This is a genomic window from Duganella sp. AC917, from assembly GCF_979258245.1.
On sequence record NZ_OZ409848.1, the window covers coordinates 5,824,257 to 5,850,654 of the forward strand.

Here is a 26,398-nt window from a genome sequence, read left to right on the forward strand (position 1 = left end):
GTTTGCTCACACCTGTGATTTGTGCAAGTTGCTGGCGGCGCCCGCCGAGGGCGTCGTCATCTGGAGCGACGATCAGCTGTCGGTGATCGCCGTCGATGATGCCGAATATCCCGGGTTCACGCGCGTGGTGTGGAACGACCACGTCAAGGAGATGACGGATCTGAGCGCGGCCGAGCGTGGCCGTGTGATGGAGGTTGTGTTCGCGGTCGAGTCGGCACAGCGCGCCGTGATGGCGCCTGAGAAGATTAACCTCGCGAGCTTCGGCAACATGACGCCGCACGTGCACTGGCATGTGATTCCGCGTTATCTGGATGATGCGCATTTCCCCAACTCGAGCTTTGCCACGGCGGTGCGTTCCGCTGCGCCGGAAGTGCTGGCCGCGCGCCGCGCGCTGGTGCCGGCGCTGCACGCGGCCATTGTCGAACGTCTGAACGCCTGATTGAAGCCTGATTGAAAGACCACCTATGAGTACCAAGAATCCAACCGCCATCACCGTCCACAACAAGTCCAAGGTACTCGACATCGCCTTCGACGACGGCGCCTCGTTCACCATCCCGTTCGAGCTGATGCGCGTGTACTCGCCGTCGGCCGAAGTGATGGGCCACGGTCCGGGCCAGGAAGTGCTGCAAGTCGGCAAACGCGAAGTGGGCATCGCGGCGCTGGACCCGGTCGGCAACTATGCGGTGCAGCCAACCTTCACAGACGGACACAACACTGGGCTGTTCACGTGGGATTACCTGTACAAGCTGGGTAACGAGAAGGACAAGCTGTGGCAGGATTATCTGGACCGCCTGCACGCTTCCGGACTTGAGGGCGACAGCGGCCGCGATCCCGCCAACACCCCGGCGCCGGCGCCGCATGTGCATGGTCCTTCGTGCGGGCATAAGCACTGAGACACTGACGCAGCGCACTTGCGCTTTCGGTTTTCTTCGCTAAGCTGGGAGGAAAACGGAGGTGAGTATGTGTGATGTTATTGCGGATGAAAATGGCAATGTCACATTGCCCAAGGAAATTCTAGAGCAGCTCAGAATCAAGCCCGGTGATATCGTCCGAATTACGATGTCCCTGACCGGCGCAGCGATCGTCAGGGCGCGAAATCGCAGTATCACGGACCTTGAAGGAATGCTGTACCGAGAAGGGCAAGAACCTGTTCCGGTTGAGCAGATGTCGCGTTAGCGATGATCTCACTGGACACGAACGTCTTGATCCGATTCATCGTGAAAGACGATGTCGCCCAGTGTCGGCTCGCAGCCGGACTCATCAATAAAGCCAAAGCATCAGGCCATTTAGCCCTGGTGACAACGTTAGTCGTACTGGAGTGCGAATGGGTGCTTCGTAGCGCTTACCAATATTCCAAGGCCGAAATAATCTCTGTACTTGTAAGCTTGCTCGAGGCTGGCGAGGTACGGCTTGAAAACGATCCAGAGCTTGCGCGCGCCTTGGAGATGTGGGGCCACAGCAAAGCCAACTTCGCTAACTGTCTTATTCTTGCCCACAGCCGAACCCTCGGTTGTTCACCGATGTACACTTTTGATATGCGCGCCAGCAGATTGGCCAGTTGCTCTTTGTTGAGGTAATCATGTGTGGTGTCACTTGGGCGTTATCTGGCGATGGCCGGTTGCCATGGCCATACGCTTCCTGCCACATTGATCGGCTTCGGTATCAATTTCTGCTGATAGAACACGTCCGCCACGCGCTGCTGATTAGCGGCGATGGCGGCGCTGACCGGCACCGCGCCATAAAGCGTGCGGCGCTGCCAGGTCGCCACGATATCCGCTGGCAGTCCCATTTGCGGCGCCAGCATCGCGCTCACTTCCTTCGTGTGCCCGTTGGCCCACTGGCCGGTCAGCGCCACCTGTCCCAATAGCGCCGCCAACACCTTCGGCGACTGCGTCGCGAACTTGCGCGACGCCAGATAGAATCCGTTCGCCTGCGGCAGCCCGGTGTAGTCGCTCAGCACTCGCACCTGATACGACTTCTGCGCCGACGCGAAATATGGGTCCCACACCACCCACGCATCGATGCCGCCGCTGACAAACGCCGCGCGCGCATCCGATGGCGACAAGTACACCGGCTTGATATCACTGAGCTTCAAGCCCGCCTTCTGCAACGCCGACGCCAGCAGGAAGTGCGACCCCGATCCCTTCTGGAACGCGACCTTCTTGCCTTTCAAATCCGCCACCGTGCGCGCCGTCGATTCCTTGGGCACGAAGATCGCCTCGCTGTTGACCGGCGCCGGCTCGGCCGCGACGTACAGCAGGTCGATGCCGGCCGCCTGCCCGAACACTGGCGGCGGCGCCCCCGTGCTGCCGAAATCGATGCTGCCGGCGTTGAGCGCCTCCAGCATCTGCGGACCGGCCGGGAATTCGATCCACTTGATCTGCTCGCCGGCGAAGGCCTTCTCCAGCGTGCCCTGATTCTTCAAGATGCCCAGCAAGCCGCTGCTTTTCTGGAAGCCGATGGTGATGGCCGGCGCGCTGTGCGCCAGCAGGGGGAGGGCCAGCAGCAAGCCGGCGACGATGTTCTTCATGGTTTTCCTTTATGCGCTTTCGCGCTCGATAAGTTCGCAGGCCAGCAGATTCAAACGCGTGTCCTGGCCGGACGCCGGCAGCACGCCCAACTGCTCCAGTATGCGCAGCGCGGCGATCTCGCCGATCTCGCGGCCCGGCGGGCGGATCGTGGTCAGGCTGGGAAGCAGCAGCGGCGAGAACGGGTAGTCGCCAAAGCCGACGATCGCGCATTGCCCGGGCATCTCCAGGCCGGCGCGCTGCCCCGCCAGCAATGCGCCTGCCGCCAGATTGTCGTTGGCGAAGATGATCGCCTCGGCTTGGCCGCCACGCCGCGCCGGTTTCAGCGCCAGCGCCTCGATGGCCTGTTTGCCGGCGTCGAACGGCGCCTCCGCCGTCGGCACGTAGATAGTCGGTTCCAGTCCGTGCTCGCGCATCACCGCCGCGTAGCCGTCGCTGCGGTCCACGGCACTGAGGTCGCCCGCCAGGCTGTTTTGCACAAACGCGATGCGGCGATAGCCTTTGGCGTACAGATAGCGCGCCGCCTGCTCGCCGACGGCGATGTTGGAGTAGCCAACCTGTATCGGCTTGCGGCGCGGATCGTAGTCCCACGTCTCCACCACCGGAATGCCGGCGGTGTTCAGCAGCTTTTCGGTCGCGCGGTTATGGAACCGGCCTGTCACCACCAGCGCCGCCGGCTTCCAGCCGAGGAAGGCGCGCACCGCGTTCTCCTCCTGCTTGGCCGAGAAATAGCTCGACGCCAGCAGCAGCTGGTAGCCGTGGCGGCTGAGCGTATCGCTGAAGCTCTGGATGGTGCTGGCGAAAATCGGCCCGGAGATGTTCGGGATCACCATGCCGATGATGCGGCTGTGCGACGACGCCAGGCTGCCCGCCATCAGATTGGGCACGTAGCCCAGTTGTTTGACGGCGGCGGCGATGCGCGCGCTGCGTGCGGCCGCGACGCGGCCCGGCTCCGTGAAGTAGCGCGACACCGTGATCGAGCCGACTTCCGCCAGCCGCGCCACGTCGTGGATGGTCGCGCGGCCGGAGCCACGGCGTTTGCGTGTGCTTTCCGGTTCGCTCATAGGCTTCGTTTGCGCATATTTAAAAAAGACATATCGATGGGTTTTTTAATTCTTTGACTTCAAATCGGCCCGCACCGACACTAAAAAAAGGGTATCGGTACCATTCAAAGTCTAGCAAACGTCAGGCGGGGAACTAAGTTGGTTCTTCGACGATGAAAGTGGATTTTCCGCATATGGCGCGAACGGCGCTGTCAAATCAAGGGATCGGCAATGAAGAACAACAGTAAAAATATCGGTGCGCTGACGTTGGGCGCTTTGCTTGTCAGCTCGGCGTGGGCCGGCGGGGTGGACGCGGCGGATGCGCTGGATGCGGCCAGCGCGCCGATTCTGGAACGCGCCGACAGCGCCGCCGTTCCCAGCGTGACGGTCAGCGCGACGCGCCGCAACGCCTCGCTGCAATCGGTGCCGGTGGCCGTGTCGGTGTTGAATGGCGACGACCTGGCCCAAGCCAACCGCACCAGCATCGACACCATCGTGCAGGAAGTGCCGAGCGTGACCTTCCGCCAGCAGGGTGGCAACAAGGATTCGACGATCTTCGTGCGCGGTATCGGTACCATCTCGACGTCCCCCGGTGTGGAACCCACTGTATCGACCGTGATCGACGGCGTGGTGTACGCGCGTCCGGGCCAGGCGACGCTGGATCTGCTGGACATCGAACACATTGAAATCCTGCGGGGACCGCAAGGCACCTTGTTCGGCAAGAACGCGTCGTCCGGCGTGTTGAACGTGATCGGCCGCAAGCCGTCGGAGCAGACCAGCGGCTTTGTCGACGCCTCCTGGTACGAGGGCAGCGAGAAGCGGGTGCGCGCCGGCCTGTCCGGCACCATCCAGCCGGGCGTGGTCACCGCCGCCGTCACCGCGCTGTATGCGGACTATGACGGCAATGTCGACAACCTGCACGCCGGCGGCGGCAAGGTCAATGGCTACGATCGCAAGGGCGTGCGCGCACGCGTCGATATCACGCCGAACAAGGATCTCGACGTGAGCCTGATCGCGGATTACCTGCGCTCGAACGCGTCGCCGTCCTTCACGGCCTACAAGTCGACCAGCGCACCGTTCTCGCAGGCGATCGCGCCGGTCGTCGCGTCGACCGAAAACCGCAGCATCAACACCGACATCCCAAGCGATATCCGCGATACCAACAAGGGCTTGTCCGCGCAGGTAGACTGGCGCAACGGCGGCTACACCCTGACCTCCATCACGGCGGTGCGCGACTGGGACAACCAGCAGTACACCAGCACCTCGGCTATCGGCAATGCGGCCGAAGCGGCGCGCATCTCGGCCGCGTATCCGGCAACGCGCGATATCGGCACCGTCGAATTCCGCCAGGTGTCGCAGGAGCTGCGCCTGGCGTCGCCGAAGGACCAGTTCCTCGAATACGTCGTCGGCGCCTTCTACCTGCATGGCAAGGACCGCGAAACTTATCAGCGCATCGTCACCACCACCACGGCGCCCAACACCGGTCGCGCCGACTATGGCGTCAAGAACGACAGCTACTCACTGTTCGGCGAAAGCACGTTCAATCTGACGCCGGAGTGGCGCGCCATCGCCGGCGCGCGCTGGACCAAGGATGAACTGTCGTACGACCATGTCCGCACGTCGACGTCGACGGCGGCCTTCCCCGGCGTTCAGCCCGGGGTAAGCAACAGCGGCTCGACCAGCGAGGACGGCTACTCCGGGCGTGTGGGGCTGCAGTACCAGCTGTCGCGAGACGTGAATGCTTACGCGACGTATTCGCGCGGCTACAAGGGACCGGCCTACAACGTCTTCTTCAACATGCTTGGCCGCGACACGCTGGCGCTCAAACCGGAGACCTCCGATTCCTTTGAACTGGGGCTGAAGGCCAGCGCCTTCGATCGGCGGCTGACCGCCAACGTCGCCGTCTTCAACACCAAATATTCTAACTACCAGGCCAACTTCTACGACACCGTCGCCGGCACCGTGATCACGCGCCTGATCAACGCCGGCGATGTGTCGACCAAGGGCGTCGAGCTGGATATCAATGCGCGGCCGACCCGCGAGCTGACGTTGACCGCTTCGCTGGCCTACACCGACGCGACTATCGACAGCTTCAACTGCCCGCCGGCGGCCACGGCCTCGTGCAACCTGAATGGCCAGCCGCTGCCGTTTTCGCCGAAGTGGAAGTCCTTCACCCGCGCCAACTACGCGCTGCCGCTGCAAAACGGCTTGATCGTCGACTTCTCGGCCGACTACACCTATCAGGCCAAGACGCAGTTCGACCTGTTCCAGTCGCCGGATGCGATCCAGGGCGCGTATGGCGTCATCAACGCCAGCATCGCTTTGTCGTCGACGCCAGGTGGCTGGCGCATCGCGCTGGTGGGTAAAAACCTGGCCAACAAATCCTACGCGACCAATCTGGTCACCTCGACCGGCTACGTCACGCGCGCCGTGCCGCGCGACGACGAGCGTTATTTCGGCATCACCGCGCGTAAGGAGTTCTGATGGCAGGCGCACCGACCAGGCAACTGAGCATCGCCGCCTTCATGATGCGGCACGGGCACCACGTGGCCGCGTGGCGGCATCCGAAGACGGACCTGGAATCCAATCCGTTCAAGGTATTCCGGCAGCAGGTGCAAAGCGCGGAGCGGGCTTGCCTGGATGCGGTATTCTTTGCCGACAGCCTGGCGCTGACCGGCGGCGTGCCGGCGCTGGAGCCATTGACGTTGTTGTCGGCGCTGGCCGCGTCGACCGACAAGATCGGCTTGATCGGCACCGCCACGACTACCTACAACGAGCCGTACACGGTGGCGCGCCAGTTCGCGTCGCTCGATCAGATATCGGAGGGCAGGGCGGGCTGGAACCTGGTCACGTCCGACAACGCGGCCGAAGCGGCTAATTTCGGCCGCGACCAGCATGTGGCGCACGCTGCGCGCTATGAGCGGGCGCGCGAATTTCATCAGGTTGTCACGGGATTGTGGGATAGTTGGGAAGATGGGGCGCTTATTAACGACAAGGATGGCGGCCGGTTGATCGATCCCGCCAGGCTGCGCAAGCTGGATCATCGCGGCCCGCATTTCGCCGTTGCTGGTCCGCTGAACGTGTCGCGCAGTCCGCAGGGGCGCCCGGTGGTGGTGCAGGCCGGCGGTTCCGAGGCGGGGCGCGACCTGGCCGCCGCCACGGCGGAGGTGGTGTTCACGGCGCAGCCATCGCTGGCGAAGGCGCAGGATTTTTACCGCGACATGAAGCGGCGGGTGGCGGCGCACGGCCGGGCGGCGGAGTCATTGAAGGTGATGCCGGGTTTGTTCGCCGTGGTGGGGCGCTCGCAGGGCGAGGCGGACGACAAGTTCGGTGAGTTGCAGCGGTTGATCGAGCCGAAGGCCGGTCTGGCGCTGCTGGGCCGTATGATCGGCAACTTCGATTTGTCGGGCTATCCGCTGGATGGCCCGTTGCCGGAACTGCCGCAGACGCAGGACGGCCAGCGCAGCCGCCAGCAATTGCTGATCGATCTGGCACAGGGCGAGCATCTGACGATACGCCAGCTGTACGAGCGCATCGCCGGCGGGCGCGGGCACTTCACCGTGGTCGGCACGGCGCAGGCGGTGGCCGACCAGATGCAGGCCTGGTTCGAACAGGAGGCGGCGGACGGTTTCAATTTCATGGCGCCGGCCTTGCCGGGCGGGCTGGATGATTTTCTGTCGCTGGTGGTGCCGGAACTGCAGCGGCGCGGATTGTTCCGCACCGAGTACCGTGGCACGACGCTGCGGGAGCATTTGGGGTTATGAGTTCATCGACGAGGACAAGCATGAAGTTAGCTGGCAGGATTGTGATCGCGGCATTGGCCGTATCGGCGTTCATCGCGCCTTTGCACGCGCAGGAGTACTTCGGCGACTTGCGTCCCGACGCGCCGGAGCTGGCCGCGCGCGGCGCGTTGCCGGTCGGTGTGCGCACCTTGGTCGCCGAGCACGCGGACCAGCTGGACGTGCTCCATTACAGCGATGCCAATCCGAACCCGCGCTACACCCGCAAGATCACGCTGGAAGTCTGGTATCCGGCCACGCTGGCGGCGGGGCAAAAGGAGCATACGGTTTATACCGACGTTCTCGGCTCCGGCCCCAACGACCCCGCCCGTCCCAACACCCCGTTCCAGTTCAACGGCCGAGCGGCGCGCGACGCGGCGCCGGTCGCCGGACGCTATCCGCTGGTGATCGTCTCGCACGGCTATCCGGGCTCGCGGCTGCAAATGAGCTACCTGACCGAGAACCTGGCCTCGAAGGGCTACGTCGTGGTGGCGATCGACCATCCCGAATCGACGCGCGCCGACAAGGCGGGTTTCGCCAGCACCTTGCTGAATCGGCGCCTCGACGACCTGTTTGTGCTCGACATGGTAGCGGAATGGGCCAAGCCGGGAAGCGGCAATTTCCTCGCCGGCGTGGCCGACGCCGGCAACACCGCGTTGATCGGCTATTCGATGGGCGCTTATGGTGCGCTGAATACGGTCGGCGCGGGTGTCAGCGCCGCCGCCGCAGCCTATGTCCCCGGCGGCAAGCTGGCCGTGAACCAGCAAGGCAACGCCGACTACGCATCGCGCCGCGACGCCCGCGTCAAGGCGGTGGTGGCGTTCGCGCCATGGGGCGGCGCGCACAAGGTGTGGGATGCGGAAGGCCTGGCCGGCGTGCGCACGCCGGTCCTGTTCATCAGCGGCGACCAGGACGACGTGGCCGGCTACAAGGACGGCGTGGTGCGCATCTTCGAGGGCGCCGTCAACGCGGACCGCTATCTGCTAACTTACCAGGGCGGCCGCCATAATTCGGCGCCGAATCCGCCGTCACCGGCAACATGGTCCAGCTTTGACGACTTCATGGCCTACGCCGAGCCGGTGTGGGACAGCCGCCGCCTCAATAACATCAACCAGCATTTCGTGACCGCTTTCCTCGGCGTCCACCTCAAGGCGCAGCCGCTGCAACCGTATCTGGAGTTGCCGCCGCTGGCCGCCGACGGCACCATCAAGCCTGATCCCGGCCTGTGGAAGGGCTTCCGCAAGCGCGCCGCGCTCGGGCTGGAGTGGCGTCACCTGCCCGCACGACAGGCACAATAGGCATTGAAGGGCGCGCGGGAGGGAAAATTACCTGCGCGCTTGTATAATGCAGGCAAACTAACAGGCCTGCCACCATGACAAATACCACCCATTTCGGTTACAAAACGGTCGCTGAAGACGACAAAGTCCGCGAAGTCGCCAAGGTTTTCCATTCCGTCGCCGCCAAGTACGACGTCATGAATGACGTCATGTCGGGTGGCCTGCACCGTCTGTGGAAGACATTTACCATCGCCAACGCGGCCGTGCGCCCCGGTTTCAAGTGCCTCGACATCGCCGGCGGCACGGGCGACCTGGCCAAGGTATTCGCCAAGCAGGCCGGCCCGACCGGCGAGGTCTGGCTGACCGACATCAACGAGTCGATGTTGCGCGTTGGGCGCGACCGCCTCTTGAATCGCGGGCTGTTGACCCCCACCTTATTGTGTGATGCGGAAAAATTGCCCTTCCCCGACAACTATTTCGACCGCGTCAGCGTCGCCTTCGGGCTGCGCAACATGACCCACAAGGATCAGGCGCTTGCGGAAATGCGCCGCGTTTTGAAGCCCGGCGGCAAGTTGCTGGTGCTGGAGTTCTCGAAAGTGGCGGCGCCTCTGCAGAAGCCGTACGATATTTATTCATTCAAGGTGTTGCCTTGGATGGGCCAGAAGATTGCCGGCGATGCCGAAAGTTATCGCTATCTGGCCGAGTCGATCCGCATGCATCCGGACCAGGACACGCTCAAAACCATGATGGAAGAGGCGGGTCTGGAACGGGTAACGTATTACAACTTGACGGCAGGTGTGGCCGCTTTACACACCGGTATCAAACTGTAAATACTGTAGGAATGACCATGAACATGAAAAAACTGATGATTACCGCGGTTGTCGCGGTATCCGCCTTCACGATGCTGGCCGAGGCGACCGCGCGTCCCGCCGGCGGCAATCGTTCGATCGGCCGCCAATCGCAAAACGTCAACCGCATGCCGCCGGCCGCCGCGCCGACGCCGGCTCCGCGCCAGGCCGCCCCGGCGCCAGCGCCGGCCGCGCCTAACGCGATGCCGGCCAAACGTCCGAGCATGTGGAAAGGTATTCTCGGCGGCGCGCTGCTGGGCTTGGGCTTGGGCGCTTTGTTCTCGCACCTGGGTATTGGCGGCGCGATGGCCGGCATCCTGAGCACGATGTTGATGCTGGCGTTGCTGGCCGGCGCCGCGTACTTCATCTTCCGCATGTTCCGCCGCAAGTCGCAGCCGACCGTGGCGCCGGCGGCAGCCGGTAATTTCGGCGGTGGCTTCAATGGCGGCGGCAATGCCTACAGCAACAACAATGGCAACGCCAACGCCTACACTGCGCCGGCAAGCGGCGGCACGCCGGAAATCGGTTCGCGCCTGCAGCCTGAGCAGCAATACCAGCCGGTGCAGGCCGCGCCGGCGCCGCACACCCCTTGGGGCGTGCCGGCCGATTTCGACGCCGTGTCGTTCCTGCGTGTTGCCAAAAGCAACTTCATCCGCCTGCAAGCGGCTTGGGACAAGGGCGACACCGCCGACATCCGCGAGTTCACCACGCCTGAAGTATTTGCCGAGATGAAAATGCAGATCAACGAACGTGGCGCGCAGAAGGATTACACCGACGTCGTCAGCATTGATGCCGAGCTGCTGGGCATCGAGACGACCGAGACCGAATACCTGGCCAGCGTCAAATTCGTTGGCATGATCAAGCCCGCGCCGGACGCGCTGGCCGAGCCGTTCAACGAGGTCTGGAACCTGACCAAGCCGGTCTCCGGCGCGTCGGGCTGGTTGCTTGCTGGTATTCAACAGTTAGCCTGATCACCGGGAAATCCCGGCGAACTGGTAAGATCGAGACCGCCCGCTTTCCGGGCGGTTTTGTTTTTCTGGCGTAAAGAACTTGTTTGAGCGACGACCACCGATGACCCCACCGAATTTCAGTCACTTATCCGCCCTGTTGTCCGCCGCCGCGCCGGCCAGCGCGGCCGTCAACCATTTGCTGGCGCAGGCGCCATGGGCGCGCAAGGAGTTGCAGCGCCACGCCGGTAAGGTCGCCTGCATCGACGCGGGCACCGTCGCGCTGCGCCTGCGCGTGACGGCCGACGGTATGTTCGAGGCCGCACCGGCCGATGAAGCGGCGCGGGTTACCATCAGGGTCAAATTGTCGGACTTGCCGCTGATCGCGCAAAACCGCGAGCGTGCTTTTTCGTATGTGCGCATCGAGGGCGACGCCGATTTTGCCAACGCCATCTCCAGCCTGAGCACGTCGCTGCGCTGGGAGGCCGAATCGGACCTGGAAAAAGTGGTCGGCCAGGTGGCGGCGGTGCGCATGGTGTCGGGCGCCAAGGCCGCGTTCGAGGCGGTCAAGACGGGCCATCAGAAGCTGGCCGAAAACGTCGCCGAGTTCCTGCTCGATGAAAAACAGGTGCTGATACGCCCGCAGGCGGTGGAGGAATTCTCGGCCGACGTGGTGCGCCTGCGCGATGACGTGGAACGGGCCGCCAAGCGCCTGGCCAAACTGGAACAGAAACTGGGAACCCAATGATTTTGAAATTTTTACGCCTGCTGAAAATCCTGCGGGTTGCCATACGCTACGGTCTCGACGAAATCGCCATTTCCGGCCTCAAAGTGCCGCGCACCGCCAAACTCATCGACACGATCATTTTCTGGCGCGACATTTCCGCCCCGCGCGGCGTGCGCCTGCGCATGGCGCTCGAGGACCTGGGACCGATCTTCGTCAAGTTCGGCCAGGTGCTGTCGACCCGCAGCGACCTGATCCCGGCCGACCTGGTGATCGAGCTGTCGCGCCTGCAGGACCGGGTGCCGCCGTTCGATTCCGACCTGGCCATCGCGCAGATCCGCAAATCGCTGGGCGCCCATCCGGACCAACTGTTCGCCTCGTTCGAGCGCACGCCGGTGGCGTCGGCGTCGATCGCCCAAGTGCACTTTGCCACGTTGAAAGACGGCAAGCAGGTTGCGGTCAAGGTGCTGCGTCCGGGCATGAAGAAATCCATCGACGAGGACGTCGCGCTGATGCACATCGCCGCCGAGTGGGTCGGCCGCGTGTGGGCCGACAGCAAGCGCCTGAAGCCGAAGGAAGTGGTCGCCGAGTTCGACAAATACCTGCACGACGAGCTGGACCTGATGCGCGAGGCGGCCAACGCCAGCCAGCTGCGCCGTAACTTCGCCGATTCCAAGCTGCTGATGGTGCCGGAAATGTACTGGGACTATTGTTCCAACAGCGTCATCGTCATGGAGCGCATGCACGGCCTGCCGGTGTCGCAGATCGACAAGCTGGAAGCGGCTGGCGTCGACCTCAAAAAACTGTCCAGCGACGGCGTCGAGATTTTCTTCACGCAAGTGTTCCGTGACGGCTTCTTCCACGCCGATATGCACCCGGGCAATATCCTGGTGTCGATCGAGCCTGAAACCCTGGGCCGCTACATCGCGCTCGACTTCGGCATCGTCGGCACGCTCAACGACTACGACAAGGATTACCTGTCGCAAAACTTCCTGGCCTTCTTCCGCCGCGACTATAAGCGCGTGGCCGAGGCGCACATCGAATCGGGCTGGGCGCCGAAGGAAACCCGCGTCGACGAACTCGAATCGGCGGTGCGTGCCTGCTGCGAACCGATCTTCGACCGCCCGCTGAAGGATATTTCCTTCGGCCAGATCCTGCTGCGGCTGTTCCAGACCTCGCGCCGTTTCAACGTCGAGGTGCAGCCGCAACTGGTGCTGCTGCAAAAGACGCTGCTTAACATCGAAGGCCTGGGCCGCCAGCTCGACCCCGACCTCGACCTGTGGAAGACCGCCAAGCCGTATCTGGAAAACTGGATGGCCGAGCAGGTCGGCTGGCAAGGCCTGTTGCAGCGCTTGAAGGCCGAGGCGCCGCGCTACACGCAGATCCTGCCGCAACTGCCGCGTCTGGTTTATCGGGCGCTTGAGCAACAGGGCGAGAAGCCGGCCGACAACGGCGAGCTGATCAAGGTGCTGATCCACGAACAGCAGCGCACCAACCGCCTGCTCGGCGCGGTGATCTATTTCGCCGTCGCGGTCGGGCTGGGCGTGGCGGGCTTCCAGCTGTATTCGCGCTGGCACCATTTGCTCTGATCATGGCTGACTTCGCGCAGCGCGATCCCTTGTCGCCGGCGTTCTGGGATGAACGCTTTGCGCGCAGCTTCACGCCGTGGGATCGCGGTGGCGTGCCGCTGGCGCTGCGCAATTTCGCCGCCGCCAACGCGCCGATGGTTTCTTTGATACCCGGTTGCGGTTCGGCCTACGAGCTGGCGTTTTTAGCCGCCGCAGGCTGGGACGCTACGGCAATCGATTTTTCGCCGCAGGCCGTGCGGGCCGGCAAGCTGGCCGCTGGCGAGCACGCGGACCGTGTGGTCGAGGCGGATTTCTTCGCCTGGCAACCGGCGCGGCCGTTGCAACTGATTTACGAGCGCGCCTTTTTGTGCGCCATGCCGCGCGCGATGTGGCCCAGGGTGGCCGCGCGCTGGGCGGCGTTGTTGCCCGCCGGAGCACTGCTGGCAGGCTATTTCTTTTTTGACGATGTGGCGAAAGGGCCGCCGTTCGGAATCGGCCATGAGCAGTTGGACCTGCTATTGCGACAAGATTTCGAGTGTATCGCCGACGACCCGGTCAGCGACTCCATCCCCGTATTCGAAGGCAAGGAGCGCTGGATGATCTGGCGCCGGCGACCACATGGCTAAAAATGCCAAGGAGAGACGTGGGGCGGATTAGCGTAGCGTAATCCGCCATGCATGCGCACTCGGCGCTCAGGCATCCACGTGGCGTGTCTTGGACGGCCGGGTCAGAGGTTGCCTCACCAAACCGAGCACAACCAGCAATACCATGGCGGCGACAACGGTGCGGCGGTGAACAGGTTGTTCCGGCGATCCGGCGGCGAATTTGCTTTGCGCGAAGGCAGGGGAGAACAGCGTGGCGGCCAGCAAGCCGGCGAACAGGTATTTCTTCATCATATATCCCAATCAAGGTTTGAATGCGCGTGCGTCGAGAGTCAGGACAGCATCGTGGCGGCGATTCATGGATTGGGAAATCAGCGCTGGAGTTCGGTATTAAATCATGCTTCCAGATAATTTACGAGTAAATTTTGCAAATGAAATCGATAGCATTCAGGGGCCCTGCGGGGCTTAACCAGAGGAAACAAGCTAGGGGCATGTAAAAAGCTTTATAATTCAGGGTTTTGATGATTTTTGCGGAGTAATAGATGCCGATCTACGCTTACCGCTGCGAGGCATGTGGTTTTGCCAAGGATGTCTTGCAGAAGATTTCCGACCCGCAGCTGACTGTTTGCCTGTCGTGCGGCAAGGAGTCGTTTAAGAAACAATTGACCGCCGCTGGCTTCCAGCTGAAGGGTACCGGCTGGTACGCGACCGACTTCCGTGGCGGCACGCCGCCGGCGACGGGCGTGTCCACCGGGCCGGTGGACGGTGCGGCCAAAGCCGACGCGCCCAAGGCGGACGCGGCTGCGAGCACGCCCGCCAAACCGGCGAGCGGCACGGGGTCGGCCTGAAGGATGGCAGCGGCCGGGCCGCTGCCGCCCGTCATTCCACCCACATGAGCACCCATATAAGAGTCTTCGATGCGTAAATATTTCATTACCGGCCTGCTGATCCTGGTGCCGCTGGCGATCACCGCCTGGGTGCTGAGCCTGGTCATCAACACGATGGACCAGTCGTTGCTGTTCGTGCCGGAGCGCTGGCAGCCGCACACGCTGATCGGCTTCGACATCCCCGGCCTCGGGACCTTGCTGACCGTGCTGATCGTCTTCCTGACCGGTTTGCTGACCAATAACCTGGTCGGCAACTACGTGGTGCGCATGTGGGAAAAGCTGCTCAAGCGCATTCCGCTGGTGAACTCGCTTTATTCCAGCGTCAAGCAGGTGTCGGACACCTTGTTCTCGTCGTCCGGCAACGCCTTCCGCAAAGCGGTCTTGATCCCGTATCCGCACCAGAACTCGTACACCATCGCCTTCCTGACCGGCACGCCCGGCGGCGACGTCAAGAACCATCTGGTGGGCGACTACGTCAGCGTGTACGTGCCGACCACGCCGAATCCGACCTCGGGCTTTTTCCTGATGTTGGCGCGCAAGGATGTGGTCGAACTCGACATGTCGGTCGACGCGGCCCTGAAGTACATCGTCTCGATGGGCGTGGTGGCGCCGGAAAGCGTGCCCCAAGCCATTGAAGTCGTCAGCAAGTAAAAACAGCAGCACACCGAATTCACGAGCAATCTAACCTGAACCGAGAAATAACATGTCCTCAATGCGTACTCACTACTGCGGCCTCACCACTGAAGCGCTGCTTGGCCAAACCGTCAGCCTGTGCGGCTGGGTACATCGTCGCCGCGACCACGGCGGCGTGATCTTCATCGACCTGCGCGACCGCGAAGGCCTGGTGCAGATCGTTTGCAATCCGGAACAGGCTGAAGTCTTCAAGGCCGCCGAACACGTCCGCAACGAGTTCTGCCTGCGCGTGACCGGCGTGGTCAAGGACCGCCTGGCCGGCACCGTCAACAGCAACCTGAAGTCGGGCAAGATCGAAGTCGTGTGCTCGCAGCTGGAAGTGCTCAACCCTTCCGTTGCCGTGCCGTTCCAGCTGGACGACGACAACCTGTCCGAAACCACCCGCCTGACCCACCGCGTGCTGGACCTGCGCCGTCCGCAGATGCAAAACAACCTGCGCCTGCGTTACAAGGTGACGATGGAAGTGCGCAAGTATCTGGACAACCTGGGCTTCATCGATATCGAAACGCCGATGCTGACCAAGTCGACCCCGGAAGGCGCGCGCGACTACCTGGTGCCGTCGCGCGTGAACGCCGGCAGCTTCTTCGCGCTGCCGCAGTCGCCTCAGCTGTTCAAGCAGTTGCTGATGGTGGCCAACTTCGACCGTTACTACCAGATCACCAAGTGCTTCCGCGACGAAGACCTGCGCGCCGACCGCCAGCCGGAATTCACCCAGATCGACTGCGAAACCTCGTTCCTGACCGAACAGGAAATCCGCGACCTGTTCGAGGAAATGATACGTATCGTCTTCAAGAACACGATGGACGTCGAGCTGCCCAACCCGTTCCCGGTCATGAACTTCTCGGAAGCCATGGGCAAATACGGTTCGGACAAGCCGGACATGCGCGTCAAGCTGTCGTTCACCGACCTGACCGACGTCATGAAGGACGTCGACTTCAAAGTGTTCTCGGGCGCCGCCAACATGCCTAACGGCCGTGTGGTCGGTCTGCGCGTACCGAAGGGCGCCGAGATGCCGCGTTCGGAAATCGACGCGTACACCCAGTTCGTCGCCATCTACGGCGCGCGCGGCCTGGCGTACATCAAGGTCAACGAGAAGGCCAAGGGCCGCGACGGCCTGCAATCGCCGATCGTCAAGAACCTGCACGACGCCGCGCTGGCCCAGGTGATCGAGCTGACCGGCGCCGAAGACGGCGACCTGATCTTCTTCGGCGCCGACAAGGCCAAGATCGTCAACGACGCCATCGGCGCGCTGCGCGTGAAGATCGGTCACAGCGAATTCGGCAAGAACGCCGGCCTGTTCGACGACGTCTGGTCGCCGCTGTGGGTGGTCGACTTCCCGATGTTCGAACACGACGAGGAAAACGACCGCTGGACCGCGACCCACCATCCGTTCACGGCGCCGAAGGACGGCCACGAGGACATGCTGGAAACCAATCCGGGCGCCTGCATCGCCAAGGCCTACGATATGGTCCTGAACGGTTGGGAACTGGGTGGCGGTTCGATCCGTATCCACCGCGAGGAAGTGCAATCGAAAGTGTTCCGCGCGTTGAAGATCGACGCCGACGAAGCGCGCCTGAAGTTCGGCTTCCTGCTCGACGCGCTGCAATACGGCGCGCCGCCGCACGGTGGCCTGGCCTTCGGCCTGGACCGTATCGTGACGCTGATGACCAAGTCCGATTCGATCCGCGACGTGATCGCCTTCCCGAAAACCCAGCGCGCGCAGGATCTGCTGACCCAGGCGCCGTCGGAAGTGGACGAGAAGCAGCTGAAGGAATTGCATATCCGCCTGCGTGCTGTCGAGCCAAAAGTCGCCAGTTAATTAGTCTGGCATAATGAAAAGGCGCCAACGTTCACACGTGGCGCCTTTTTCTTTGGTCCCAACCTATGCCATATAAGATACCTGAATCCGTACTGGTGGTGATTCATACCGCCGACCTGCAAGTGCTGCTGATCGAACGCGCCGACAAGCCCGGCTACTGGCAATCGGTGACCGGTTCGCTCGACGCCGTCGACGAGCCTTTGCTGGCGACCGCCGCGCGCGAATTGTTCGAGGAAACCGGCATCGTCGCCGACGGCGAGCGCATCGTGCTGCGCGACTGGCACTTGTCCAACATCTACACCATCTACCCGGTCTGGCGCCACCGCTACGCACCCGGCGTGACGGAAAACACCGAGCATGTTTTCAGCGTGGAGGTGCCGCGCGATATCGCCATCACGCTTAGTCCGCGCGAGCATCTGAACTACGCTTGGCTGCCGCATCTGGAAGCGGCCGATAAATGTTTTTCTTTTTCCAATGCCGAAGCGATTTTGCAACTTCCCCAGCAGCTTCTGAAGCAACTTGGCTAACTTGTGCCGCATCAAATAGCGGCGGACTGTGCCGCGCATACTTTGGAATTCGGAGCAAGTTCCGGGGGATGTTGTGGCGACGCTGTTGCGGCTCAGGGGTTACCGTTTCTATTTTCACCGGCGGGTCAGGGGTGATCCGCCGCACCTGCATGTGGACAAGGACCGCAAGTCCGCCAAGTTCTGGATCGAGAGCGCGACCGTGGTGCGCAACGTCGGCTTCAGCCCGCTTGAAGTGCGCGAGATCATCCGCATCATCGTCGACTACCGGTTGGATTTTTTAAGTCGCTGGAATGACTATTTCGACCATCCCTGACGAACCTAGCCGGATCGTCGTGTCCTCGGACGACAGGCAAGCCGGCAACGACGGTCCTGGCTGAGTGCTGCGGATCGGTATGTGCGGAGGCGAACGCACACGAAGCCGTGCTCGGGGTTAGAATGTTTCGTATGAAAATTCGAGTCGCCACCTACAATATCCACAAGGGAGTGTCCTCCATCCGCGCCGAGCCGCGTGTGCTGGCGCTTAAACAGGCGATCGGCCTGTTCAACGCCGATGTGGTTTTTCTGCAAGAGGTACAAGGCAAGCATGACCTCAAGGCCGCCAAATACGGGGCCGAACAGCTGGGTCAAAAGCATTGGCCCGCTGCGGCGCAGCATGAATACTTCGCCGGCGAGTCGCGGCACCTGCACGCGGCCTACGGCATGAACGCGGTGTACGATCACGGCCACCACGGCAACGCGCTGCTGAGTGCGTTCCCCATCGCCAACATGAACAACCATGACGTCTCCGACCACGCCTACGAGCAGCGCGGCATCCTGCATTGCGTGCTCAACACCGAGCACGGCCCGGTGCATTGCTACGTGGTGCACCTGGGGCTGTTCGAGGCGGGGCGACGCCGGCAGACGCAGGCGCTGATCTCGGCCGTGCGCGAATCGGCGCCGGATGGCGAGCCGGTCATCATCGCCGGCGATTTCAACGATTGGCGCAACACGCTCAGCGGCGAGCTGCGCAACGCGCTGGGCGTGGTCGAGGCGTTCGACGAGCTGGGTACCAACGCGCAGGTCGACGGCATCCTGCGCACCTTGCGCCGCAAGGCCAGCCTGAAGGCCACCATCAGCCCGGCGCGGACCTTCCCGTCGGCGCTGCCGTTCTTCCGGCTCGACCGCATCTACGTGCGCGGCTTCAAGGTCGAATCGGCCGAGGTCATGCACGGCAGCCTGTGGGCCAAGCTGTCCGACCATGCGCCCATCGTGGCGTCGCTGTCGCTGGGGTAGGGAACGCCATGGGCGCCGTCAAACTACTTGCCGATAACGAAGTCACGCTGCTCTACACCGGCACTGAATTTTTCCCGGCCCTGATCGGCGCCATCGACGCGGCGCGCCACGAAATCTATTTCGAGACCTACATCTTCGCCGACGACGAGACTGGCCAGAAAGTGCTGGCCGCGTTGTCGGCCGCCGCCCGGCGCGGCGTCGACGTGCGCATGATCACCGACTGGTGGGGCACCGGGCGCCGCAAGATCAACTGCATGCACGAGAAGCTCGAGGCCGCCGGCGTGCACCACCGCATTTTCAATCCGTGGTTCACACGCGGCATCACGCGCACCCACCGCAAGATCTGCGTGGTCGACCGCGAGGTCGCGCTGGTCGGCGGCATCAACATCAACGACGACATGTTCTGCGACTACAACCACGCGATCAGCCTGTCGGCGCCGCGCTGGGACTTCGCGGTGCAGGTGCGCGGCCCGCTGGTGGCGTCCATCCATGTCGAGGCGGATACGCAGTGGCAGCGCCTGGGCAAGATGGGGCTGATGAAACGCATCAGCCTGTATCGCGACGCGCGCAAGGTCAACAAGATCGCGGCCGCCAATATGGTGCATGCCGGCTTCGTGGTGCGCGACAACTTGCGCAACCGCCGGACGATACAGCGCGCCTACTTGCAGGCGCTCGGCCGCGCGCGTAAAACCGTGCTGCTTGCCAATCCGTATTTCGCGCCTGGGCGCAAGTTTCGCCACGCGCTGGCCGCCGCCGCCGAGCGCGGCGTCGACGTCACGCTGCTGATCGGCGTCGGCGAAATCTGGCTGCAGGATGCGGTGGCGCACTCGTTCTATCCGAAGCTGCTTGCGGCCGGCGTCAAAGTGGTGGAATATCATAAAACCCAGTTGCACGCCAAAGTGGCCGTCATCGACGACGACTGGGCGACCGTGGGTTCGAGCAATGTGGACGGCTTGAGCCTGTTTTTGAATCAGGAAGCAAACGTGATCATCAAGGATGCGGCCTTCGCGCAAAACCTGCGCCGGCACATCGAGGCGGCCGTCGCCGACGGCGTGGTGATCAGTTATGACGACTTTGAGCACGTCGGCCGCTTCCGCCGCATCGGTTACGAAATCGCGTTCGTGTTTTACCGGACCGTGATGCGGTTGTTCTCCGTGGGGAAATACGCTTGAGCGATAGTGTCAGACTGGATAAATGGCTGTGGGCGGCGCGCTTTTTCAAGACGCGTTCGCTGGCCACGGACGCGGTGGATGCGGGCAAGGTCAAGGTCAACGGCGACAAGGTCAAGCCTGCGCGCGCGGTGCGCATCGGCGACAAGCTCGACATCGACAACGGCTCCGACCGGTGGGAGATCGATGTGATGAACCTGTCCGACGTGCGGCAGGCCGCGCCGATCGCCCGCAATCTGTACGAGGAAACCGACGAGAGCGTCGAGCGGCGCGCCAACCTGGCCGAGAACCGCAAGAACTTCCGCGAGCCGACCGCCGATTTCAAGGGCCGTCCCACCAAGCGCGACCGCCGGCAGATCGGCAAGCTTTCATAACAGGCGCCACCCGCCTGTGGAGGGCTTGCCGCGTTCCCTCCCTCCATCCCTATTGCCGCACTGCAGCAATAGACTCCCACCTCTAAATGTACTGTTTGACTTTTATCCACCATTGGATAATAGTACGAGCGTTCGCAATTTTTTCACACGGAGTAAACGAAGTGGAGCAGAATGTTCTTTTCTCCATGTAACTACACCTTGGGATGCAAGTTATTAATACCTCAACTAAATTTATGCGCAAGGGCGAGCTGACTCGCGCGGCCATCCTGGATGTGGCGCTGGACTTGGCCAGCCGGGACGGCCTCGAAGGCCTGACCATTGGATTGCTCGCAGATAAGATGAACATGAGCAAATCCGGTGTGTTCGCGCACTTCGGATCGCGTGAAGATTTGCAGTTGGAAGTACTGAAGCTGTATCACCACCGTTTTGAGCAGGAAGTGTTTTTCCCCAGCGTCAAGGAGCCGCGCGGTTTGCAGCGCCTTCGTTCGATGTTCGCGCGCTGGGTCAAGCGTGTCAGCGTGGAGGTGGCCTCGGGCTGCATCTACATCAGCGGCGCGGTCGAGTACGACGACCGTCCGGGACCGATCCGCGAGGAGTTGATGGCGATGGTCGGCGCCTGGCAGGGCGCGTTGCTGCGCTGCGTGAAGCAAGCCATCGAATGCGGCGACTTGCAAGCGGACACCGATCCGCAGCAGCTGGTCTACGAGATGTACGGCCTGATCCTGGCCCTGCACCACGATGCGCGCTTCCTGCGCATTCCGGGCAGCCTTGAGCGCGCCAGCGTCGGCTTCGAACGCTTGATCGTATCGTACCGTAATGCAGAAGTACCTCATTAAACATCACGCATTTAAACTAATTTAAGTAGTCATCAGGAGAATAAACATGGGTCAATACGTCGCGCCAATCCGGGATATGCAATTCGTGCTGCACGAGCTGCTCAATGTGCAAGAAGAATTGAAGGCACTGCCGGACTACGCCGAAATCGATGCCGACATCATCAACCAGGTGCTGGAAGAGGGTGGCAAGTTCACGTCGGAAGTGCTGTTCCCGCTGAACCATTCGGGCGATCGCGAAGGCTGCAAGCACGACGCCGCGACCCACTCCGTGACGACGCCGAAAGGCTTCAAGGAAGCGTACAAGCAATACGTCGACGGCGGCTGGGCCGCGCTCGCGTGCGATCCGGAATACGGCGGCCAGGGCCTGCCGGTGCTGCTGAACAACTCGTTCTACGAAATGCTGAACTCGGCCAACCAGGCCTGGACCATGTACCCGGGCCTGTCGCACGGCGCCTACGAGTGCCTGAAGGAACACGGCACCGACGACCAAAAGAAAACCTACCTGCCGAAGCTGGTCTCGGGCGAGTGGACCGGCACCATGTGCCTGACCGAACCGCACTGCGGCACCGATCTGGGTCTGCTGCGCTCGAAGGCGCTGCCGCAGGCCGACGGTTCCTGGACTATCACAGGCAACAAGATCTTCATCTCGGCCGGCGAGCACGACATGGCTGAGAACATCCTGCACCTGGTGCTGGCCCGCGTGCCGGACGCGCCGGAAGGCTCGAAAGGCATCTCGCTGTTCCTGGTGCCGAAGTTCCTGCCGAAGGAAGACGGCTCGGTCGGCGAACGCAACCCGATCACCTGCGGCGCCATCGAAGAAAAAATGGGCATCCACGGCAACTCGACCTGCCAGATGAACCTGGACGGCGCCAAAGGCTGGATCATCGGCCAGCCGAACAAGGGCCTGAACGCCATGTTCGTGTTCATGAACGCGGCCCGCCTGGGCGTGGGCATGCAGTCGCTGGGCCTGACCGAAGTGGCTTACCAGAACGCGCTGATCTACGCCAAGGACCGCACGCAGATGCGCTCGCTGTCGGGCGTGAAGAATCCGGAACTGCCGGCCGACCGCATCATCGTGCACCCGGACGTGCGCCGCATGCTGCTGACCGGCAAGGCCTTTGCCGAAGGCGCGCGCGCCTTCACCTCGTACGTCGCGCTGCAGATCGACCGCGAACTGCACCACCCGGACGAAGAAGTGCGCAAGGAAGCGGCCGACGAAGTCGCGCTGCTGACCCCGATCGTCAAGGCCTTCATCACCGACAACGCCTGGATCGCCACCTCGGAAGCGATGCAAGTGTTCGGTGGCCACGGCTACATCGCCGAATGGGGCATGGAGCAGTACGTGCGCGACGCCCGCATCAACCTGATCTACGAAGGCACCAACACCATCCAGTCGCTCGACCTGCTGGGTCGTAAGATTCTGGGCGACAACGGCGCCAAGCTGCGCAAGTTCGGCGAGAAGATCAAGGCGTTTGTCGAAGACAACGGCACCGACGAAGCGATGAGCGAATTCATCACCCCGCTGGGCGACCTGGGCGACAAAGTCACCAAGCTCACCATGGAAATCGGCATGAAAGCGTTCCAGAATCCGGACGAAGTCGGCGCCGCCTGCGTACCGTACCTGCGCGTTGTCGGCCATATGGTATACAGCTACTTCTTCGCGCAGATGGCGAAGATCGCACTGGCCAAAGAGGACAGCGGCGACAATTTCTACAAAGCCAAGCTGGCGACCGCACGCTTCTACTTCGCCCGCCTGCAGCCTGAAACCGCAACCTTGATCCGCCAGGCACGTTCGGGCTCCGCCAACCTGATGGCACTCGACGCCGACCTGTTCTAAGAGACTAGAGGAAACGACATGACCAATTTCATCGTTAAAAAAGTAGCCGTGCTGGGCGCCGGCGTGATGGGCGCGCAAATCGCCGCCCACTGCGTCAACGCCAAAGTACCTGTCGTCCTGTTCGACCTGCCGGCCAAGGAAGGCCCGAAGAACGGCATCGTTCTGAAAGCCATCGAGAACCTGAAGAAGCTGTCGCCGGCGCCGCTGGGCAACAAGGACCACGCCGCGCTGATCGAAGTGGCCAACTACGAGGACGACCTGGCCAAGCTGGCCGAGTGCGACCTGATCATCGAAGCGATCGCCGAGCGCATGGACTGGAAGCACGACCTGTACAAGAAGGTCGCTCCGCACATCGGCGCCAACGCCATCTTCGCCTCGAACACCTCGGGCCTGTCGATCACCAAGCTGTCCGAAGGCTTCGACGCCGATTTGAAATCGCGCTACTGCGGCGTGCACTTCTTCAACCCGCCGCGTTATATGCATCTGGTCGAGATCATCCCGACCGAAGCGACCAAGCCGGAAATCGCCGACCAGCTCGAAGGCTTCCTGACCACCACCTTGGGCAAGGGCGTTGTGCGCGCGAAAGACACGCCTAACTTCATCGCCAACCGCGTCGGTGTGTTCGGCATCCTGGCGATCGTTCACGAAGCCGAGAAGTTCGGCCTGAGCGTGGACGTGGTCGACGACCTGACCGGCGCCAAGCTGGGCCGCGCCAAGTCGGGCACCTTCCGCACCGCCGACGTGGTCGGTCTGGACACGATGGGCCATGTGATCAAAACGATGCAGGACAACCTGCCGAACGACCCGTTCGCCGCCGTCTACAAGACGCCGGAAGTCTTGGCGAAACTGGTTGAAAAAGGCGCCTTGGGCCAGAAGTCCGGCGCCGGTTTCTATAAAAAGGTCGGCAAGGACATTCAACGCCTGGATTTCGCCACCGGTGAGTACGTCGCCGGCGGCGGCAAGGCCGCCGACATCATCGCCCGCATCCTGAAGGAAAAAGATCCGGTCAAGAAAATGAAAGCGCTGCGCGAATCGACCAATCCACAGGGCCAGTTCCTGTGGGCGATCTTCCGCGACGCCTTCCACTACATCGCCGTGCATCTGGACACCGTGGCCGACAACGCGCGCGACATCGACTTCGCCATGCGCTGGGGCTTCGGCTGGACCACCGGTCCGTTCGAGACGTGGCAGGCGGCAGGCTGGACGCAGGTCGCCCAGTGGGTCAAGGAAGACATCGACGCCGGCAACGCGCTGTGCTCCGCGCCGCTGCCAGCCTGGGTGTTCGAAGGCCCGGTCGCTGAAAAAGGCGGCGTGCACACGCCGGAAGGTTCGTACTCGGCCGTGTCGAAATCGTTCGTTCCGCGCTCGACCTTGTCCGTCTATGACCGTCAGGTATTCCGCGCGCCGGTGTTCGGCAGCGGCGAGATCGACGGCAAGAAAGCCGGCACCACCGTGCATGAAGACGACGACGTGCGCCTGTGGCATACCGGCGACGACGTGCTGATCATCTCGCTCAAAACCAAGATGCATGTGATCAGCCCTGGCGTCATCGCCGGCTACCGCAAGGCGTTGGCCGAAGCGGAGAAGAACTTCAAGGGCCTGGTCATCTGGAACTCGGACGCGGCCGAAGGCGGCGCGTTCTCGGCCGGCGCCGACCTGCAATCGGCATTGCCTGCGTTCATGCAGGGCGGCGCGAAAGCGGTCGATCCGATCATCAGCGAACTGCAAAACACCTTCATGGCGATGAAATACTCGAACGTGCCGGTGGTGGCCGCTGTGGCCGGGCTGGCGCTGGGCGGCGGCTGCGAAATGGCACTGCACGCGTCCAAGCGCGTGGCCTCGATCGAGTCGTACATCGGCCTGGTGGAAGTGGGCGTGGGCCTGATTCCTGCCGGCGGCGGCCTGAAGGAAGCGGCATTGCGCGCCTTCAAGGAAGCCAAGGGCAACGACATCCTGCAATTCCTGAAAACCGGTTTCACCAACGCGGCCACGGCCAACGTGTCGAAGTCGGCGCTCGAAGCGCAGGCGATGGGCTACCTGAAGGAAGACGACGTCATCGTCTTCAACCCGTACGAGCTGCTGCACGTTGCCAAAGTTGAAGCGCGCGCCATGTTCGACAAGGGTTATCGTCCGCCGCTGAAGACGCCGATCCAGGTCACCGGCCGTTACGGCTGGGGCACCATCAAGGCGCAACTGGTCAATATGCGCGATGGCGGCTTCATCTCCGCGCACGACTTCAAGCTGGGCGACATGATCGCCGAGATCGTCTCGGGCGGCGACATCGACCAGGGTTCGTTCGTCAGCGAGCAGTGGATCCTCGACATGGAGCGTAAAGCCTTCCTGGAACTGCTGAACCATCCGAAGACGCAAGAGCGGATCATGGGCATGATGCAAACCGGTAAGCCGGTCCGCAACTAAGCCGCCGACCGATACTGAACAGGAAACATAATGAGCAAACAAATTCAAGACGCATACATCGTCTCCGCCACCCGCACCCCGATCGGCAAGGCGCCGCGCGGCATGTTCAACAAGACCCGCCCTGACGACCTGCTGGTGCGCGTGCTGCAATCGGCGCTGGCGCAGGCGCCAGGTCTGGACCCGGCGCTGATCACCGACGCCATCATCGGCTGCTCGTTCCCGGAAGCGGAGCAGGGCTTCAACATCGCCCGTCAAGCGGTGCTGCTGGCCGGCTTGCCGAAGACCGTCGGCGGCGTCACCATCAACCGATACTGCGCCTCGGGTATCACGGCGCTGGCCATGGCCGCCGACCGCATCCGCGTCGGTGAAGCCGATGCCATGATCGCCGGCGGCGTCGAATCGATGTCGATGGTGCCGATGATGGGCCACCACCCATCGATGAACCTGAACATGTTCACCGACGAAAACGTCGGCATGGCCTACGGCATGGGCTTGACCGCCGAGAAGGTCGCCACGCAATGGAAAGTGTCGCGCGAAGCGCAGGACGCGTTCGCCGTCGAATCGCACCGCCGCGCCATCGCCGCGCAGCAGGCCGGTTTTTTCAAGGACGAGACCACGCCGGTCGAGATCATCACCCGCACGCCTGATTTGAGCACCGGTGAAATCAAGGTCAAAACCCGCACCGTCGACACCGACGAAGGCGCCCGCGCCGACTCGACGATGGAATCGCTGGCCAAGCTGAAGCCGGTGTTCGCCGCCAAGGGTTCGGTCACCGCCGCGAACAGCTCGCAAATGTCCGACGGCGCCGGCGCGCTGCTGGTCGTGTCGGAGAAATTCCTGCGCGAGCACAACCTGACCCCGCTGGCCAAGTTCTCGTCGTTCGCCGTCAAGGGCGTGCCGCCGGAAATCATGGGCATCGGTCCGAAGTTTGCGATTCCGGACGCCTGCAAGGCCGCCGGCATCACCCAGGACCAGCTGGACTGGATCGAGCTGAACGAAGCGTTTGCCGCGCAGGCGCTGGCCGTCATCGGCGACCTGGGCCTCGACCCGGCCAAAGTGAACCCGATGGGCGGCGCGATCGCCCTGGGCCACCCGCTGGGCGCGACCGGCGCCATCCGCGCCGCGACCGTGGTGCATGCGCTGCGCCGTAACAACCTGAAATACGGCATGGTGACGATGTGCGTCGGCGCCGGCATGGGCGCGGCCGGTATCATCGAGCGCGTATAAGTCTGATCGGGTAATTAAAAAGA

Annotated in this window: 27 protein-coding genes; 24 read left to right on the forward strand and 3 right to left on the reverse strand. The window is 62.6% G+C overall.

Features of this window, described 5'->3' with window-relative positions; translation table 11 throughout:
• The first annotated feature begins 19 nt into the window (after positions 1-19).
• The 4 genes from ACZ0BA_RS25490 to ACZ0BA_RS25505 all read left to right on the forward strand — a co-directional run bounded on the left by ACZ0BA_RS25490 (position 20) and on the right by ACZ0BA_RS25505 (position 1,577).
• Positions 20-439 carry an HIT family protein gene (locus ACZ0BA_RS25490; protein ID WP_463453898.1) on the forward strand — a complete coding sequence of 140 codons (420 nt, stop codon included), beginning with the start codon at positions 20-22 and terminating at the stop codon, positions 437-439.
• A gap of 25 nt (positions 440-464) precedes the next feature.
• Positions 465-893: a gamma-butyrobetaine hydroxylase family protein gene (locus tag ACZ0BA_RS25495; protein WP_463453899.1), complete on the forward strand. Its 429-nt coding sequence runs from the start codon at positions 465-467 to the stop codon at positions 891-893.
• 67 nt (positions 894-960) lie between these two features.
• On the forward strand, positions 961-1,176 hold the full coding sequence (locus ACZ0BA_RS25500; protein WP_463453900.1) for an AbrB/MazE/SpoVT family DNA-binding domain-containing protein: 216 nt from the start codon (positions 961-963) through the stop codon (positions 1,174-1,176).
• A gap of 2 nt (positions 1,177-1,178) precedes the next feature.
• Positions 1,179-1,577, forward strand: a complete 399-nt coding sequence (locus tag ACZ0BA_RS25505; protein WP_463453901.1) for a PIN domain-containing protein — start codon at positions 1,179-1,181, stop codon at positions 1,575-1,577.
• 23 nt (positions 1,578-1,600) lie between these two features.
• On the opposite strand, the gene ACZ0BA_RS25510 is transcribed toward ACZ0BA_RS25505, so the two are convergent.
• Positions 1,601-2,530 carry an aliphatic sulfonate ABC transporter substrate-binding protein gene (locus tag ACZ0BA_RS25510; protein ID WP_463453902.1) on the reverse strand — a complete coding sequence of 310 codons (930 nt, stop codon included), beginning with the start codon at positions 2,528-2,530 and terminating at the stop codon, positions 1,601-1,603.
• Positions 2,531-2,539: 9 nt separating this feature from the next.
• Positions 2,540-3,592, reverse strand: a complete 1,053-nt coding sequence (locus ACZ0BA_RS25515) for a LacI family DNA-binding transcriptional regulator (protein ID WP_463453903.1) — start codon at positions 3,590-3,592, stop codon at positions 2,540-2,542.
• 210 nt (positions 3,593-3,802) lie between these two features.
• Here ACZ0BA_RS25515 and ACZ0BA_RS25520 point away from each other — a divergent pair, with 210 nt between their 5' ends.
• From ACZ0BA_RS25520 to ACZ0BA_RS25555, 8 genes are all read left to right on the forward strand, one after another.
• A complete protein-coding gene (locus ACZ0BA_RS25520; protein ID WP_463453904.1) occupies positions 3,803-6,055 on the forward strand; it encodes a TonB-dependent receptor in 2,253 nt (750 codons plus the stop codon).
• Positions 6,055-7,335 carry an LLM class flavin-dependent oxidoreductase gene (locus ACZ0BA_RS25525; RefSeq protein ID WP_463453905.1) on the forward strand — a complete coding sequence of 427 codons (1,281 nt, stop codon included), beginning with the start codon at positions 6,055-6,057 and terminating at the stop codon, positions 7,333-7,335. Before ACZ0BA_RS25520 ends, ACZ0BA_RS25525 begins: the two co-directional genes overlap by 1 nt.
• Positions 7,336-7,355: 20 nt before the next feature.
• Positions 7,356-8,648, forward strand: a complete 1,293-nt coding sequence (locus ACZ0BA_RS25530) for an alpha/beta hydrolase family protein (protein ID WP_463453906.1) — start codon at positions 7,356-7,358, stop codon at positions 8,646-8,648.
• A 74-nt stretch (positions 8,649-8,722) separates the two neighbouring features.
• Entirely contained in the window at positions 8,723-9,457 is a 735-nt protein-coding gene (gene ubiE, locus ACZ0BA_RS25535) for a bifunctional demethylmenaquinone methyltransferase/2-methoxy-6-polyprenyl-1,4-benzoquinol methylase UbiE (protein ID WP_315397821.1), read from the forward strand.
• 17 nt (positions 9,458-9,474) lie between these two features.
• Positions 9,475-10,446 (forward strand): Tim44 domain-containing protein, encoded by a 972-nt coding sequence (locus ACZ0BA_RS25540; protein WP_463453907.1) that lies wholly within the window; start codon positions 9,475-9,477, stop codon positions 10,444-10,446.
• A 100-nt stretch (positions 10,447-10,546) separates the two neighbouring features.
• Positions 10,547-11,170 carry a ubiquinone biosynthesis accessory factor UbiJ gene (locus ACZ0BA_RS25545; RefSeq protein ID WP_463453908.1) on the forward strand — a complete coding sequence of 208 codons (624 nt, stop codon included), beginning with the start codon at positions 10,547-10,549 and terminating at the stop codon, positions 11,168-11,170.
• Positions 11,167-12,735 (forward strand): ubiquinone biosynthesis regulatory protein kinase UbiB, encoded by a 1,569-nt coding sequence (ubiB, locus tag ACZ0BA_RS25550; RefSeq protein ID WP_463453909.1) that lies wholly within the window; start codon positions 11,167-11,169, stop codon positions 12,733-12,735. Before ACZ0BA_RS25545 ends, ubiB begins: the two co-directional genes overlap by 4 nt.
• 2 nt (positions 12,736-12,737) lie before the next feature.
• On the forward strand, positions 12,738-13,340 hold the full coding sequence (locus ACZ0BA_RS25555) for a class I SAM-dependent methyltransferase (protein ID WP_463453910.1): 603 nt from the start codon (positions 12,738-12,740) through the stop codon (positions 13,338-13,340).
• 66 nt (positions 13,341-13,406) lie between these two features.
• On the opposite strand, the gene ACZ0BA_RS25560 is transcribed toward ACZ0BA_RS25555, so the two are convergent.
• Positions 13,407-13,607: a hypothetical protein gene (locus tag ACZ0BA_RS25560; RefSeq protein ID WP_463453911.1), complete on the reverse strand. Its 201-nt coding sequence runs from the start codon at positions 13,605-13,607 to the stop codon at positions 13,407-13,409.
• 251 nt (positions 13,608-13,858) lie between these two features.
• Between ACZ0BA_RS25560 and ACZ0BA_RS25565 the strand changes: the two genes are divergently transcribed.
• The 12 genes from ACZ0BA_RS25565 (at position 13,859) to ACZ0BA_RS25620 (ending at position 26,375) form a co-directional block, all read left to right on the forward strand.
• Positions 13,859-14,164 carry an FmdB family zinc ribbon protein gene (locus ACZ0BA_RS25565; RefSeq protein ID WP_463453912.1) on the forward strand — a complete coding sequence of 102 codons (306 nt, stop codon included), beginning with the start codon at positions 13,859-13,861 and terminating at the stop codon, positions 14,162-14,164.
• A gap of 69 nt (positions 14,165-14,233) precedes the next feature.
• Positions 14,234-14,854, forward strand: coding sequence for a DUF502 domain-containing protein (locus ACZ0BA_RS25570; RefSeq protein ID WP_315397839.1), 621 nt, complete (start codon positions 14,234-14,236; stop codon positions 14,852-14,854).
• Positions 14,855-14,915: 61 nt separating this feature from the next.
• Entirely contained in the window at positions 14,916-16,715 is a 1,800-nt protein-coding gene (aspS, locus tag ACZ0BA_RS25575) for an aspartate--tRNA ligase (RefSeq protein WP_463454830.1), read from the forward strand.
• A gap of 65 nt (positions 16,716-16,780) precedes the next feature.
• A complete protein-coding gene (nudB, locus tag ACZ0BA_RS25580) occupies positions 16,781-17,242 on the forward strand; it encodes a dihydroneopterin triphosphate diphosphatase (RefSeq protein WP_463453913.1) in 462 nt (153 codons plus the stop codon).
• 73 nt (positions 17,243-17,315) lie between these two features.
• Positions 17,316-17,555 carry a DUF4160 domain-containing protein gene (locus tag ACZ0BA_RS25585; RefSeq protein ID WP_463453914.1) on the forward strand — a complete coding sequence of 80 codons (240 nt, stop codon included), beginning with the start codon at positions 17,316-17,318 and terminating at the stop codon, positions 17,553-17,555.
• Between the two features lie 131 nt (positions 17,556-17,686).
• Positions 17,687-18,514: an endonuclease/exonuclease/phosphatase family protein gene (locus ACZ0BA_RS25590; protein ID WP_463453915.1), complete on the forward strand. Its 828-nt coding sequence runs from the start codon at positions 17,687-17,689 to the stop codon at positions 18,512-18,514.
• Between the two features lie 8 nt (positions 18,515-18,522).
• Positions 18,523-19,686, forward strand: a complete 1,164-nt coding sequence (gene clsB / locus ACZ0BA_RS25595; protein WP_463453917.1) for a cardiolipin synthase ClsB — start codon at positions 18,523-18,525, stop codon at positions 19,684-19,686.
• Complete coding sequence (locus tag ACZ0BA_RS25600; protein WP_463453918.1) at positions 19,683-20,057, forward strand: RNA-binding S4 domain-containing protein; 375 nt, start codon at positions 19,683-19,685, stop codon at positions 20,055-20,057. Before clsB ends, ACZ0BA_RS25600 begins: the two co-directional genes overlap by 4 nt.
• Positions 20,058-20,290: 233 nt before the next feature.
• Positions 20,291-20,893 carry a TetR/AcrR family transcriptional regulator gene (locus ACZ0BA_RS25605; protein WP_463453919.1) on the forward strand — a complete coding sequence of 201 codons (603 nt, stop codon included), beginning with the start codon at positions 20,291-20,293 and terminating at the stop codon, positions 20,891-20,893.
• 46 nt (positions 20,894-20,939) lie between these two features.
• A complete protein-coding gene (locus tag ACZ0BA_RS25610; protein ID WP_463453920.1) occupies positions 20,940-22,730 on the forward strand; it encodes an acyl-CoA dehydrogenase C-terminal domain-containing protein in 1,791 nt (596 codons plus the stop codon).
• A gap of 18 nt (positions 22,731-22,748) precedes the next feature.
• Positions 22,749-25,148 carry a 3-hydroxyacyl-CoA dehydrogenase/enoyl-CoA hydratase family protein gene (locus ACZ0BA_RS25615; protein ID WP_463453922.1) on the forward strand — a complete coding sequence of 800 codons (2,400 nt, stop codon included), beginning with the start codon at positions 22,749-22,751 and terminating at the stop codon, positions 25,146-25,148.
• A 30-nt stretch (positions 25,149-25,178) separates the two neighbouring features.
• The gene (locus tag ACZ0BA_RS25620; protein WP_315397862.1) at positions 25,179-26,375 is read left to right on the forward strand and encodes an acetyl-CoA C-acyltransferase; all 1,197 of its coding nucleotides are present in this window, start codon (positions 25,179-25,181) and stop codon (positions 26,373-26,375) included.
• The last annotated feature ends 23 nt before the right edge of the window (positions 26,376-26,398 follow it).

Excerpts from the sequence above, each read along its gene's own strand:
- clsB (WP_463453917.1), top strand. The coding sequence starts at position 18,523 with ATGGGCGCCGTCAAACTACTTGCCGATAACGAAGTCACGCTGCTCTAC.
- aspS (WP_463454830.1), top strand. The coding sequence starts at position 14,916 with ATGCGTACTCACTACTGCGGCCTCACCACTGAAGCGCTGCTTGGCCAA.
- ACZ0BA_RS25495 (WP_463453899.1), top strand. The coding sequence starts at position 465 with ATGAGTACCAAGAATCCAACCGCCATCACCGTCCACAACAAGTCCAAG.
- ubiE (WP_315397821.1), top strand. The coding sequence starts at position 8,723 with ATGACAAATACCACCCATTTCGGTTACAAAACGGTCGCTGAAGACGAC.
- ACZ0BA_RS25555 (WP_463453910.1), top strand. The coding sequence starts at position 12,738 with ATGGCTGACTTCGCGCAGCGCGATCCCTTGTCGCCGGCGTTCTGGGAT.
- ACZ0BA_RS25540 (WP_463453907.1), top strand. The coding sequence starts at position 9,475 with ATGAACATGAAAAAACTGATGATTACCGCGGTTGTCGCGGTATCCGCC.
- ACZ0BA_RS25515 (WP_463453903.1), bottom strand. The coding sequence starts at position 3,592 with ATGAGCGAACCGGAAAGCACACGCAAACGCCGTGGCTCCGGCCGCGCG.
- ACZ0BA_RS25520 (WP_463453904.1), top strand. The coding sequence starts at position 3,803 with ATGAAGAACAACAGTAAAAATATCGGTGCGCTGACGTTGGGCGCTTTG.
- ACZ0BA_RS25620 (WP_315397862.1), top strand. The coding sequence starts at position 25,179 with ATGAGCAAACAAATTCAAGACGCATACATCGTCTCCGCCACCCGCACC.
- ACZ0BA_RS25510 (WP_463453902.1), bottom strand. The coding sequence starts at position 2,530 with ATGAAGAACATCGTCGCCGGCTTGCTGCTGGCCCTCCCCCTGCTGGCG.
- ACZ0BA_RS25530 (WP_463453906.1), top strand. The coding sequence starts at position 7,356 with ATGAAGTTAGCTGGCAGGATTGTGATCGCGGCATTGGCCGTATCGGCG.
- ubiB (WP_463453909.1), top strand. The coding sequence starts at position 11,167 with ATGATTTTGAAATTTTTACGCCTGCTGAAAATCCTGCGGGTTGCCATA.
- ACZ0BA_RS25500 (WP_463453900.1), top strand. The coding sequence starts at position 961 with ATGTGTGATGTTATTGCGGATGAAAATGGCAATGTCACATTGCCCAAG.
- ACZ0BA_RS25570 (WP_315397839.1), top strand. The coding sequence starts at position 14,234 with ATGCGTAAATATTTCATTACCGGCCTGCTGATCCTGGTGCCGCTGGCG.
- ACZ0BA_RS25610 (WP_463453920.1), top strand. The coding sequence starts at position 20,940 with ATGGGTCAATACGTCGCGCCAATCCGGGATATGCAATTCGTGCTGCAC.
- ACZ0BA_RS25590 (WP_463453915.1), top strand. The coding sequence starts at position 17,687 with ATGAAAATTCGAGTCGCCACCTACAATATCCACAAGGGAGTGTCCTCC.
- ACZ0BA_RS25560 (WP_463453911.1), bottom strand. The coding sequence starts at position 13,607 with ATGAAGAAATACCTGTTCGCCGGCTTGCTGGCCGCCACGCTGTTCTCC.
- ACZ0BA_RS25545 (WP_463453908.1), top strand. The coding sequence starts at position 10,547 with ATGACCCCACCGAATTTCAGTCACTTATCCGCCCTGTTGTCCGCCGCC.
- ACZ0BA_RS25605 (WP_463453919.1), top strand. The coding sequence starts at position 20,291 with ATGCGCAAGGGCGAGCTGACTCGCGCGGCCATCCTGGATGTGGCGCTG.
- ACZ0BA_RS25565 (WP_463453912.1), top strand. The coding sequence starts at position 13,859 with ATGCCGATCTACGCTTACCGCTGCGAGGCATGTGGTTTTGCCAAGGAT.
- ACZ0BA_RS25505 (WP_463453901.1), top strand. The coding sequence starts at position 1,179 with ATGATCTCACTGGACACGAACGTCTTGATCCGATTCATCGTGAAAGAC.
- ACZ0BA_RS25525 (WP_463453905.1), top strand. The coding sequence starts at position 6,055 with ATGGCAGGCGCACCGACCAGGCAACTGAGCATCGCCGCCTTCATGATG.
- ACZ0BA_RS25615 (WP_463453922.1), top strand. The coding sequence starts at position 22,749 with ATGACCAATTTCATCGTTAAAAAAGTAGCCGTGCTGGGCGCCGGCGTG.
- nudB (WP_463453913.1), top strand. The coding sequence starts at position 16,781 with ATGCCATATAAGATACCTGAATCCGTACTGGTGGTGATTCATACCGCC.